We start from the raw sequence: 13189 nt of genomic DNA on the forward strand, positions 1-13189 counted from the left end.
TTACCAGTACCGAGAAGGGCGGAATAGGGCAGAACGTAAGGAAGCCCACAATGAATGATATAGGAGTCATCGAACTGCATGGGTAATTGACGAATTACATTTTGTGGGAAACAAGCGTTTTGCAGATAAGTAATGGAGTTCGATGGAACTCCATTGACTTGAATTTGGCTCCTCTGACTGGACTCGAACCAGTGACATACGGATTAACAGTCCGCCGTTCTACCGACTGAACTACAGAGGAATCGTGTGAACGAGGCGAATAATAGCGGGGGTGGTGGAGTTTGTCAAAGTAGAAAAACACCAAAAATGTGCGTTTGCTGAGAGAATGAGCTTATTGGCTTGTTTTTCAGCAAACTTGTCTATTTTTGTACACCTTTTCTCTATTGTGTTACCGCGTCACTTTTACTAACTGACTGTTTTTGACCTGATTACCCGCATCATCAAAGTAAATATAGTCCAGTGTTAGCTCACCGTTGAGTGAAGTGGGTTGATGTTCAAACTGATATTGGCGTTCAGCAAAAGGGGAGACCATCATGTCCATCTCTTGCGCGATAGTATGACTTTGTTGTTGATTTTTTTGTCTATTATGCAATTGCATTTGGCCGAACGAAACATGGTAGGGGGTGGGGTTTTTGGCGATGAGAATGTATTTTTTATCTTGTTCGCGTAGGGAAAAACTGACTTTCTTCATCGCCTCCTCTGGTGTTAGCGTGAGGCCATGCGGGCGATAGAAAATTTTCATTTGGGTGTTCATCGCCATGGCCACTTGAGCATGAGCTTCCGTGTCGTGCCGCGATTTTGGCGGGATTTCATACAAGTTTAGCCAATAAACTGACTCTCTGTCGGTGGGAAGATTGTCCCCTTTGTTGATGATTCGCAACCCCTGAGCCGCACCTGGTTGCATCTTGAAGACCGCGGGCAGCACCATAAAAGGGGCTTTAGCTTGGTCAGGCGTGCTATCTACATCGCCATCATCAATCCAGGTTTGTACTACCACCGGATAATCATTGGTATTGGCCAGCATCAGTGTGCGTTCACGCGATTCGGGCAGATAAATTATGCGGGTTGCCCCAGCGACTAGACCGGCGGTAGCGTGTTGATGAACAGTGAATATCAGTAAGAATAGGTAAAAGTATCTCATTGTATTTTCACCAAAACATATGCAGTGGCATCAACTTTTCCGGCTGTAGGTGTACTATTAGGCAGTTTTTTTAATGTAGCGGTGAAGTTGTGTGAATAGTTGTTGAAGCCGGTGGCATTGCTACCATTGGCGTTAGCGCCGGTAAGAACCGGATACCAACCAGCACTGGCAGTGGAGATGCAATCTTTAACACATCCGCCCCAACCCACGAAATTCATCATAGCTCCGCTGCTGTCACTCAGGCTGATCCCAACGCCAGTGGCAATACGGCTGTCAGTGCCATAGTTGTCAGAAAGTAGATAACTCACCCCTCCAGCCGAATTGACTAGCCCTAATCCTTGCGCCTTCAAATATCCCGGTAGTGAGGTTTGGATCCCGAGAGCGGTTTGTCCACTGTTAACGCCCGATTCCGTGCCGGCCTGGCATTCAATATCGACAGTAATGTCGGCACTGCGTGTTTGGTTATCGTTCAGTTCATTCACCGTGATGATGGGGAAAACCACATAAGGCGTTACATTGCGTACTACACAGGTATTTTTGCGTGTCAGAATTGACACGGGTGATGTATTCATCCCAAACGCCATATAGCGTCCTGTTCCCCATGTCTGATAATTGGTTGCCGAATCATAGCCGGCCTCAGGTACGGGCATGCCCGGGCCTTTGAAAACAACATAACCATTAGGCTGATTGCAGGTATAGCTACCGGAATAGTTATCTGCCGCAGGCCCAGAACATCCCCAACTGGCAGGGCCGGGAGTACGATCGACTGAACCCACTTTTTTTAACTCTGCGCGGATTTGGCTGAAATGCTTACCTTTAACCTGAATCTTATTGCCGACGATATCGTATTTACGTAAGGGGACTTGCTGCCAAATGCGAGTGAATTCGATGCCTGAGTCAACGTGAATCAGCTTCAGTGCGGTATAAGGGAAAAACGTTTGAAAATAGTTATCCCCCATATTGGTGTAGCCGCCCACATTGCTATCACCATTAGTGGCAAAAACCTCGAATAAGCTGTCTTTATCGGCCACATCACATTCATAGATAACGGCTTCAGGGTCTGACCAGAAACGAGCAGGAACCAAACTCACGATACTGGAGGCAAGAATGGAATCAACAGGCTGAATGTAATTGCTGGTTAGATTGATATTGCCTAGCTGCAATGACGCGCCATAATTATCACCACCGATATTGGCCCCTTTCCAGACACATTGCGCATAACCGGGTAGCGACACACTGAGCAACCCGAGGGATAACAATAAACGTATCCTTCGCCAAAATAGGGGTTTGTGTCGATATAGGGTTGCAGCGTGGGGTGTCATAGCGTTCATACTGTTTCTCTGATTCAATGGGGGAAGACACACAAGGCATCAAGTTTATACAACTGTTTATCGTTATCGGGCTGACCTAAATCGTAATCCAATTGGCAGCGTTCATTGGCCGCATCCCCCCAGACCAGAATGAGCGTGCCGCGCGGTTTTTCAGCCCGTAAATACGCCTGACTGGCTTGTCCAACCAGACCGACTTCTTGGTGTGGCGCGTCATCATTGTTATCGGTTTTGCTTGCGGCGTTGTAAACCACCGCCCCCATCGGCAGTTGACTGCCATCGGCCAATTTGACGGTAATTAATAGCGGATATCCGCTGAGGGTTCGGAAGGCCACTTTTACGGCAGAACCGGCATAAGGGGCGATTTGTCGCTCACCGTCCTGAAGCTCGGTATTGAAATCCATGCCATCGGGATCAAGAGTAATCGTGTTATAGCGATAGGGGGTCAGGGTAGGGACCAAGGCGTAGCCAAAGCGGTCAATTTTCGCCCCTTGCCCATACATCACTTTTGCGCCACTGGCACCTTTGGCTTCTACCAGTGCGAAAGTGTCACTCAGGTATGGCCCCAACGTGACACCACCGCTGTGGAATGCCACTGCACCGCGAGCACTGGCCGAACCTTGCCAATAACCTGGACTGCGTGATGCACTGCCACTCAAGCTGGTGATGGGGAGTCGCTTTTGTAAACTCCCACTAAAGGTGTTTTCTTTGTTTTGCTCGCTGCGAGCGAAATCCATACTGTAACTTGCAGATTGGTCATCGCCCATAACACCCGATAATGAGGTCTGATAGCTGGCACCGCTGGCTTTACTGTTGACGGCACCTGCAGAGATATAAGGTGCCTGTGGGCTGCCTCCCAGCGGGAATGAAATAGACATCTGCACCACGGTTTCATTAATGGCGAGTAAATTTGCACCGTTTGCTGCAGGCATGCCGCTACCGGGATCGACAAAGTAGGTTTCATTGCTCCCCCCCGTTTTTTGTTGTGAAACCGCAAGGTTGAAACTGGTATTGCGCCACAGGGTGTTGGCATAGCCTAACTGCAATTGGGTATCCCGTTTGCGGGCATTGCGATAATCCTGTGAAGAGGCAGTTAAATACAGTGAGCCGTAATCATTGAAGTTCTGATTCAGGGATATCTCGGCCCGGCTGCGTTGTTGATAGGTGCCAGAGGTCCAGGCTTTGCCATTGCTGGCGGCCCTTATCCCCAAAACATCACTTAAATCACGATAACCTTCAGTTGAATAGCGGTAACCTGCCACGGATAACGTGGTGTTGGTGGCTTCAAATGTACGGCTAAATGAGGCGCGTGCCATCCAGCCGTGCTGTTCATCATCCGGTAAACGGGCATTTGAATAGGTCGCATCTAGTCCGAAAGCCCCAATATAGTGGGTGAAAACGCCACCAAGCATCATGGCTTGATAGCCAGAGGCCACACGTAGGCCACTATTGGCAGTAATGACGTTGTTAATCCCCCGCTGGTAAGTGAGTTCACTGAACACTTCATGACTACTGAGATCACGGACCTGTCCCGCGGCGAAGTTATAGCGAGAATAGCCGGGACGTAATGACTCAGGAACCGAGGAGAATGGCACTTGAAAGGTACTTATGCTGCCATCGGCTTCCTGAATCTCAACCGTCAAATCACCACCAAAATTGGTGGCAGATAAATCGGTGAACTCAAAAGGCCCCGGTGAAACCGTGCTTTGGTATATTGGCCGGTTATTTTGATATACCGTGACTTTGGCATTGGTTCTGGCAATACCTCGAACGATTGGCGCATAGCCGCGCAGTGACTCAGGTAACATGCGGTCGTCGGTTGCCAGTGTGATACCGCTAAACCCTAAGCTAGAGAAAAATTGGCCAGAGCTGAAGGTTTCACCTACGGTCACTTCACTGCCAATTGTGGGTAGAGCGCGCTGGCTATATAACCGATTAGAAGTCCAACTGGCCCCACGGATCGCGTCATAGCGTAGTGAGCCTTGTTGACGAAAGCGCCACATTCCGGCGTTGATACCGTTGTTCAGGCTAAGATAACTTGAGTTGGTTGCGCGCTTAATTCCATCTTTGTTATAGCCGACATGATATTGGTTTAGGTTGTAATTGCTAAAACCGATAGTTTCGCCAGCGGTAAGATTTCGTGGGTCAACATAGCCGCGCGGTACATTCTTAACAAACAATTGTGGGATGGAGAGATCAAAACGTAGCTTGGCGTAATCGAAGCGATAGTCACTGGCAGGTAGGATGGTTTTGAAATCAAGACAGTTATCGTCGTGATTGGCTTTTTCCAGTGCTTCTTCATTCACGCCTGCTTGCAGAAGTTGTGAAACAGACAGGCAGGGAACTACCGCATTCTCTTTCGTGATAAACAGCAGTTCGACACGATCGACAAATTTGTTGTTCATAAAGAGATCAACGTGGTATTTACCCGCTTCATAACTGTCTTTTTTATTAAAGCGGGAGATAGAACCCAAGCCGAGTGATGAGCCGCGCAACAATGCATCCTCAAACACATATTCGTCTTGATTACTCTCCTCTGCCGCCGACACGATATGGCTGACTAATAGGCCGTGTGTCAGTAGACAGAGAAAACCGGGAGAAAATCTCACCGGCTATCCCTGCGGGCAACCACACTCTGGATTATCATCACGGTGGCATTACAAATGATAATTGTTGGAGATATCGGTGCCATAGTCATTAACTACGTTCAACGTCAGTAATTCGCCTTTTTTGGCTTTGACGCCAGCGGGTAACGCTACGTCAGTCGTCGAATTAGGGGCAAACATCTCACTGGTTGCAAATGAAATTGTCTTCCCATCACTCACCAGTTTGGCATCACGTAGGCTGATATAATAACCCGTAGGATTATGTATCTTGATTTTATCGCCGTTAGCACTGTCGAGCGTGACGCGGATTTTTTCACCCAAGGTATCGACGTTTTCTTTTAATGCCGCGGGGCGATAAAAGACCTTTAGTCGATTATTGACAATCAAAACCAGTTTGTTTTCAGTTTGCGTATCCGCTTTTTTTAATGCGGGGATCTGTAGAAAATTCAGATAGAAGACAGACTCACGATCTTTGGGTAAGTTATGCTCAATGTAGGATAAACGTACCACTTGCCCACTGTGCGCTTCCATACGAAATATCTGCGGTGTCAATGTGAAAGGGACATCACTTTTTGAGGGCGAAGACTGATTATTGCCGTCATCCATCCATAATTGGACCAAGTTTGGATGCTCGTCTTTATTACTGAGTTGGAGCACTTTCTCTCGGGTGCCTTCAAGATAAATGATGCGAGTCCCTGTCATGACGACACTGGCTTTCGCCCATAAGGGTACGCCGCTAAGTAGCAGCAAAGAGCAGGCGATAATTTTGTGGGCGGTCAGTGTCATAGCGCTTACTTATCCTTGGTTTTTCTGGTTTGTCTTGGCTCCGTTACCGGTTGGCCAACTTATTCATGAAACTGTTCGGATTTCACGAATAGTCAGGGGTAGGTGATGGCATATTGGGCTGAAGCAATAACACTCCCCGCCGTCGCGCGACCTTCTTCCGTAATGTATTGTGCTGCTAAGTCCTGTGATGCAGATGTTGCACCAGCGACCAGCGTAATACCGGGTACAGCTACGCTGCCGCCAGACATACGAATTGGCGCACCGTTTGTATCAAGCAACTGAATAGCAACATTCTGGGCGGTGCCAACATTACCCAAATTACCCGCAGACGTGACATTCATCCCTTGAAAAACCGAGCTAATTTTGGTGTCTTGAATGGCAATGTTGCACCCGGTGAGATTGATGGTGAAGTTGGTTTTTCCGGCGACTGAATTCACTTGATTGAGGTTGCTGGTGGAAACGGTAGGTAACAAAACCACAGGAGTATTAGCAGTACCATTGATATCAACCATGCACGTCTGCTCGGCCACTTCACCCTGAAACTTGATAGTGTTATTTGATGTCGCAGCCAACGCTATACCCGGTAAGGTGAGTAGCGCCAACGCCATTAGAACTTTTCCCATGTAATTCTCACTTAAATTTATGTTTTATATTTTCATCAACGGGGACCAGCCGCATTCAACAAAATGAGCGATCATTGGGCTGAATATAATCACCCGTTATTTATATTGACTATCTGGTTTCAGGCCGGTGGTAGTGTAAGGGGAAAGTGGGGGCGACAGAATGAGAGGCGTCTTTGTTTTACACATGAAATTTCCCACAAAATCTGTAGGAACTTACCGTATTAAAATGCAGTGTATTTACAAAGTTCTTTTATTTCAAATGGTTACTGTATATTTAGTTAGCTAATTATATTTATTGTGAAAACCAAGAATATTCGGAAATTACAGAACAAAGGCTGGCAGAAATATCTGACAGCCTTTTAACGAAAAATATTCTACCAATACTATTCTATCGATGGAGGGCTTATTTCTGCATATGAGGCAATTAATTCCACCAATAATTGGTTCACTTCGGTTAGTCGCGCCAGAAAATCAACGCCATGTGAAATCGCAGCATATCTGTCCTGTGCGTGGAGTAGAGATTCAAATTGAATACAACTGCTTACCAGAGTTTGAGCATCAATCAGTTGCACACCACCTTTAATTCGGTGCACCAAGCTGGCCATCTCTTCATAGGCATCGGTAGGCAGCACCTCGGTAGTGAGTCGGGTGTACAGTTGTGTCAATGTGGCGGCATCCTGCACGCTACTTTCTAGCAGAGATTGCAATAACTTGATTTCGGCTTCAGCATTGCCACCGGAAAGAGACTTCAGCTTGTTCTGTGCGGCGATAAAGGGGGACAGCGGTTCATTGTTTGTCTCGGTTAAGGCCCCGTTATCCTGAACGCTATCAGCCTCACTGCCGATAATGTCCTGACGTAGCAAAGTGGCGCGTAACGTATCAATGGTGACGGGTTTAACCATACAATCATTCACCCCAGCATCACTGCTGCGGATATCACTGCCTTCCCGTGCATCGGCGGTACAGCCAATGATGATCATATCTTTCATCGTCGCGCTATTGCGAATATGAGCGGCCAATTCATAGCCATTCATCAACGGCATATTATAATCGGTGATGACCACATCAAAACTATAACGCTGCAATATTTGCCAGGCTTCTGCGCCATTCTCCGCACTCATGACTTGCTCAATGCCGATGAAAGCTAACTGTTGTTGAAGCAATTGGCGGTTGGCAGGCAAGTCATCCACCACTAAAATACGCAAGTTTTTCAATTTATTAAGTTGCGTTTCATCTGCATGCACGATGTTGGCATCTTGTGGTAAATCATCAGCAGTGGCAACTTCGAGCGGTAACGTAATAAACAAGCTGGTGCCTTTACCAAGCTGACTTTCCAAGGTGATTTCGCCCCCCATCTTGTGAATCAGTTGGTGGCAGATCCACAGCCCCAAGCCTGAACCACCGAAGCGTGGCGATTTGCCTTCGTTGGCCTGACTAAAGGGTTGGAATAGCGTGGCCTGCGCGGCAGGGGAGATGCCAATACCGGTATCAGTAATATCAATACTCATTACGCCATGTTTTTCATCTGTCGATTCCCATGTGATATCGACCGAAACGCCACCTTGTTCAGTGAATTTTAGAGCATTGCCCAACAGATTCCCCATGACCTGACGGACCCGCAGCATATCAACCATCAGCAAATCAGGGATTTCCTCATCCAACCAGCCAGAGAATCTGAGATTGCGTTCATCGGCGATAGGCTGATAGATAGTAAACATTCGTTCGATTTCTTGACGGAAATCGACAACAGCCGGGTGAACACTTAGTTGCCCAGCTTCAATTTTGGCGGAATCGATGATGTCATCTAGCAGCAGCATCAGCGATTGAGCCGATTTTGAGACCGTCACTAGTGTATTTTTATCGACAGGTTGATCACTACGTATTTCTAGCTCAAGTAAACCCATAATGGCGTACATTGGCGTACGCAGCTCGTGACTGATGGTGGCCAAGAAAGTGCTCTTGGTTCGGTTAGCACTTTCCGCTTCAACCCTGGCCGCTTCTAATTGGCGTTCGACAGTTTTGCGCTGACTGATATCCAGCCAACCCCCTAATAGGCTGCGCTCGGCGTTATCCAAAGGAATAATCCACAGGAAAACGTCACGCAGCTCGCCGTTGATCTCAATAGATAAATCGACCATCTGTGGCTTTCTGTCTTGCAATACATAGTGACAGTACTTATCTATTTCACGATCCAACTGGCTGGTCATTGGCCAGTGAGCTTGCTCGCTATCTTGATTGAGCATGTCGTTGAGCTTGTATTGGTGTGCATCAGCAAAATGGCTGTTATACACCGCTAACTCGCCATTTGCGGTACGAATAAATACAGCGAACGGCAATGCATTAATGATGGATTCTTGTTGCTGTAAACGGGTGTGCAGTAATTTGGCCTGACGGCGTTTATTGAATACCAAATAGCAAAGATATAAACCGAAGACCAACAATAGGCCTGAGCTTATTTTGAGCGCCAACATGAGCCACTCGTTCTCAGATGACTTGTCATCAAAGCTGACGGGGTTCGGTTTGAATGTACTCCATTCACTGATCAGATTGTCTAATTCTTCCGGAGGAATGGACTCAATGACTTTATCAATAATGGCTTTTAACTCAGGCAGTCGCGGGTTGATGGCAAAGGCCATCATGAGTGGTTCTTCGCCCGCAACCGCAACGGTTTTAATCTTCGGGGTAAAGTTTTGAGCCGATAGATAGTTAGCCGTCATCATATTCTTGATGATGGCGTCAACTTTCCCTTGTTGCAGCCAGCGCACCAGAGTCATGGTGTCGGGGGCATGAACAAACGTGATTTTCTGTGCTAACAGTGGATTACCAATTAGCCCACTGGACGAGCTACCCGCCTGAATACCAACCCGTTTTCCAGCCAAGTCAGCCACATTGTTAATATCAACCCGATCTTCACGTGTCAGAATGCCCCATAAGGACTGCGCCACAGGAGAGGAGTAAAGGTTGCCACCGTACTGACCATTTCGCACCGCCACAATCGGCAGCATATCGACTTTACCGGCGACAAAATCACGTAATCCTTCACCGGTGTCTTTGGTGTACACCGGCTTAAATTTAAGCCCGGTTCGCCGTGAAATAATATCAATCAAGTCGACGGAAAAACCGGCCATCTCCCCAGTTTGACGATCACGGAATATCAGGGGCGCCAAATCAAGTGGGGCGATATAGCTCACTTCTGGATGGCTTTGAATCCAACTGACTTCCTGTTCTGTCAGCAGTAATTTGGCGTCAATATTGTAATGATGTTTGCTGCCAAACCAACGTTGCTGAATATCGCCAGTGGCACGGGTGGGTAATAATTCCAGAATCTGATTAATGTAATCGATCAGTTTTTGGTTTTTTTCCAGCGCCAGGAAAGTATAAGGCGCGGGATGATAAGGGGCAAAGTTGCGAATTTGCAGTGTCAGTAACTGCAATTGGTCAATCAGATAGTTAGCTGAAGTGGCATTAGAGACAAACACATCAGCATTACCATAGGCGACAGCCAGCAATCCTTGCAACTGGTTAGGATAAGCGACGATTTTATCAGCATGATAATTAAATAAAAACTCAGGAGAAAGCGGCTCATTATTAACAATAGCCACTGTTTCCGGGTGGGTACGTTTGGTCGGATCCCAGTTTTTACTGCGCACTTCGACATGCCGGTTAGTAAAGAAAGCATGGGAAGCAATTAGCCCCGGTTGTGCGGGCATTGGGGTACCGGCCATTAAATCAATTTGGCCGTTTTCCAATGCATTTAATACCAAGCCATAATCGCAATACCCAAACATCTGGAAAGAGAGTTGGCTGGCATCACTAATGATTTTCAAATAATCCGCAACAATCCCTTCAATGGAATTATCATCACGATTAACGACAAAAGGGGTGTTAGCATCAATCACCACACCCACTTTCACAGTGCGTCGGCTTGATTGGCGCGTGTCAGTGGATGGGGTAAGTAATAAATCTTCACTGTAGCTATTGGCGATACTGTGCAGTGTCAGGGGCTGACCTGTATCGCATCCCTGACGGCCGGTTATCAAGGCGGCATGAAGCTGTCCGCTCAGTAACAGCAAACAGCACAGTAAAATGCGTAAAGAAAACCAACTTCGTAAAGATAACTCTGTACGCTGCAAATCAGTTCTACCTGAACTACACCAAATTATGGGTATGCGCATAATCTGCAAGTTCAATTACAGAACTTAGCCCTAATTTAGTTAGGATACGCGTTTTATAAGTGCTGACGGTCTTGTTACTGATAAACATTTCATCGGCGATCTGTTTATTCGACAGGCCATTCACAAGGTAGCGTAAGACATTAATTTCACGCTCTGACAACAAACGTGCCCGATTGACAGGATCATGACTGGAAGGCTGGCCTGCTAATTGGGTCAAGGTTTCCGATGGGAAGAAAGAATACCCACGTAATACGTTTTGTGCCGCAAATAGAATTTCACTAATATCTTTATTTTTACTAATGAAACCGTTGGCACCTGCTTGTAATGCCCGAACAGCAAAGACTTGCTCATTCTTGGCAGACAAGAATAATGATTTACCGGTGAATCCACGCTGTTGCAGCTTTTTCAGTAATGAGAAACCATCAAAATTAGGCAACTCAATATCGATAATAACCAGATCAACCGGATTATTTTTTAATGTTTCTAAGGCTTCACTGCCATCAACTGACTCATAAATAGTTGAAAATTCGTTGCTTTGTGATAACAAAGCTCGAATAGCGACACGAATTGCCGGGTGGTCATCAACTATCATCACTGATTTTGTCATGTTATCTCCATAACCGTTATATCTTGGGATTTGCAGAGTTAATTCACTGCTCCTCGCTCGCACCGATCGACTTCAAATGATTACCCAAGACGAGATAAACAAGAACCGCTACTGCCGATGCCCAAAGTACTATTTCGGTGATTTTAATCCGTAATTATAGATTATCAAGAAAAGATTCTTGCTTATGTATAGTTTGCTTAATCAGATTTGTCCCAAAGGCTTTATTCTGTTTAGTGATTTGATTATAAACGAATTAGGATTTTTTTTATTAAAATTAAAATGGATTAATCAGAAAAAGAGAGAAGAAATAGTTAAGTTATAATTCTAAATGTAAATATATACGACATTTCAGGTCTGTGCGTAGGAAACTTCCATCTTTCTGTGTATGAGTTATTCCGGTATGAATATCAGGGGCATAGCCGCTAATTTCATAATAGTGTCATCAGCAATGAGCGAATAAAATTAATAATATTGTATTAAGAATTGTAACTCAATTGACGTTGCGTTATCGGCAGGTAAAGCAAAAAACCCGCTTAGTTTCCTAAGCGGGCTTCTCTAAATATGGCTCCTCTGACTGGACTCGAACCAGTGACATACGGATTAACAGTCCGCCGTTCTACCGACTGAACTACAGAGGAATCGTGTGAACGGGGCGAATAATAGCGGGGTATGCAGAACATGTCAAAGGGGAAACAGTAATTTTGAATCGTTTGCTTAGAGTTTGTGCAACTTATTGAGATTTTTGGTTTTTAGCTCAATATTTCAACCAAAAATAGGCGAGCAGCGGCGTATTTCTGCTGCTCGCCAGCGCATTTACTCTGGTGTATCTGCCAGCACAAACATGCCATACGGATGAATTTGCAGATAATAGCTATCACCCGGAGCGGGTTGTAGCTGTGTGGCATTCACTTGTAGCAATAATGATTGCCCCTGCCAATCGACCAGCACTTCATATTGTGGCCCCATATAGGCCACTTTATTAATGATGCAGCGCTGACTCGGCTCACCTTGTTGGCTCAGAGTAATGGCTTCAGGGCGCACACCCACCGTTGATTGTTGGTAACCCGCTGCAAACCCCTGCGGTCGTGGGATGTGATAACCAAAGATTTCAACACTGTCACTGTTAATCCGCGCGGGGAAGACGTTGGCATCCCCCATAAAGCTGGCCATAAAGTGAGATGCAGGCTGGCGATAAAGCGTTTGCGGCGCACCAATTTGCATGATTTTGCCTTTATTCATCACCAACACAGTATCAGAGACGGCAAAAGCCTCACTTTGGTCGTGGGTCACATACAGCGAGGTAATATTAAATTGCTGCTGCAACTCACGAATTTTATCGCGCATGCTGCGGCGCAGGTTAGCATCCAGATTGCTCAATGGCTCATCAAAGAGTAGCACTTTCGGTTTGAGGATTAATGCTCTTGCCAGTGCCACACGTTGCTGCTGCCCTCCTGATATTTGGTCAACAAAGCGGTCAGCAAACCCTTCTAAATCAACCAATGCCAGTGCTTCCTGCACACGCTCATGAATTTCGTCTTTGGGGCGTCCCAACATTTTCAGGCCATAACCAATGTTTTCGCCAAGCGACATGTGCGGGAACAGAGCATAGGACTGAAATACCATGCAGATATCGCGTTGTTGGATGGATCTGTCAGTAACATCTTCACCGTCAATAAAAATTTGCCCACTGCTGGGTTTTTCTAAACCAGCAACTAGCCGCAATACCGTGGTTTTTCCGCAACCTGATGGCCCAAGCAGCGTGACCATTTCCCCTTTAGGGATAGCCAAACTTAAGTCGTCAATCACAGTGTTAGTTCCAAAGCGCTTGGTCACATGTTTGAGTTCGACAAAATGCTTTTTATCAGGCCCGTTATCTTGATTAGCCCCGTGGTTTTCTATCGACCCATATTGTTCATTAGACAT

General features: G+C 46.3%; 8 protein-coding genes and 2 tRNA genes. All 10 read right to left on the minus strand.

Annotated features, from left to right (window positions below):
• Positions 1 to 165 precede the first annotated feature (165 nt).
• Positions 166 to 241: transfer RNA gene (locus tag HUZ92_RS13285), tRNA-Asn, on the minus strand.
• 147 nt (positions 242 to 388) lie between these two features.
• Positions 389 to 1141: a fimbrial biogenesis chaperone gene (locus HUZ92_RS13290; protein WP_050101873.1), complete on the minus strand. Its 753-nt coding sequence runs from the start codon at positions 1139 to 1141 to the stop codon at positions 389 to 391.
• Complete coding sequence (locus HUZ92_RS13295; RefSeq protein ID WP_050101872.1) at positions 1138 to 2472, minus strand: fimbrial protein; 1335 nt, start codon at positions 2470 to 2472, stop codon at positions 1138 to 1140. The genes HUZ92_RS13290 and HUZ92_RS13295 overlap by 4 nt, the downstream gene beginning before the upstream one ends.
• Positions 2473 to 2486: 14 nt before the next feature.
• Entirely contained in the window at positions 2487 to 5078 is a 2592-nt protein-coding gene (locus HUZ92_RS13300) for a fimbria/pilus outer membrane usher protein (RefSeq protein WP_145579725.1), read from the minus strand.
• 48 nt (positions 5079 to 5126) lie between these two features.
• A complete protein-coding gene (locus HUZ92_RS13305) occupies positions 5127 to 5861 on the minus strand; it encodes a fimbrial biogenesis chaperone (RefSeq protein ID WP_050101870.1) in 735 nt (244 codons plus the stop codon).
• Positions 5862 to 5953: 92 nt separating this feature from the next.
• Positions 5954 to 6484 carry a fimbrial protein gene (locus HUZ92_RS13310; protein ID WP_050101869.1) on the minus strand — a complete coding sequence of 177 codons (531 nt, stop codon included), beginning with the start codon at positions 6482 to 6484 and terminating at the stop codon, positions 5954 to 5956.
• Positions 6485 to 6867: 383 nt separating this feature from the next.
• Complete coding sequence (locus HUZ92_RS13315) at positions 6868 to 10554, minus strand: ATP-binding protein (RefSeq protein WP_235896995.1); 3687 nt, start codon at positions 10552 to 10554, stop codon at positions 6868 to 6870.
• A 79-nt stretch (positions 10555 to 10633) separates the two neighbouring features.
• Positions 10634 to 11266 (minus strand): response regulator transcription factor, encoded by a 633-nt coding sequence (locus HUZ92_RS13320; protein WP_004391176.1) that lies wholly within the window; start codon positions 11264 to 11266, stop codon positions 10634 to 10636.
• Between the two features lie 562 nt (positions 11267 to 11828).
• Positions 11829 to 11904: transfer RNA gene (locus HUZ92_RS13325), tRNA-Asn, on the minus strand.
• 175 nt (positions 11905 to 12079) lie between these two features.
• On the minus strand, positions 12080 to 13189 hold the full coding sequence (gene fbpC, locus HUZ92_RS13330) for a ferric ABC transporter ATP-binding protein (protein ID WP_050101868.1): 1110 nt from the start codon (positions 13187 to 13189) through the stop codon (positions 12080 to 12082).

The organism is Yersinia vastinensis (assembly GCF_902726565.1).
Taxonomy (GTDB): domain Bacteria; phylum Pseudomonadota; class Gammaproteobacteria; order Enterobacterales; family Enterobacteriaceae; genus Yersinia; species Yersinia vastinensis.

Coding starts and splice junctions, on each gene's coding strand:
- HUZ92_RS13290 (WP_050101873.1), bottom strand. CDS start 1,141: ATGAGATACTTTTACCTATTCTTACTGATATTCACTGTTCATCAACAC.
- HUZ92_RS13295 (WP_050101872.1), bottom strand. CDS start 2,472: ATGAACGCTATGACACCCCACGCTGCAACCCTATATCGACACAAACCC.
- HUZ92_RS13305 (WP_050101870.1), bottom strand. CDS start 5,861: ATGACACTGACCGCCCACAAAATTATCGCCTGCTCTTTGCTGCTACTT.
- HUZ92_RS13310 (WP_050101869.1), bottom strand. CDS start 6,484: ATGGGAAAAGTTCTAATGGCGTTGGCGCTACTCACCTTACCGGGTATA.
- HUZ92_RS13320 (WP_004391176.1), bottom strand. CDS start 11,266: ATGACAAAATCAGTGATGATAGTTGATGACCACCCGGCAATTCGTGTC.
- fbpC (WP_050101868.1), bottom strand. CDS start 13,189: ATGTCTAATGAACAATATGGGTCGATAGAAAACCACGGGGCTAATCAA.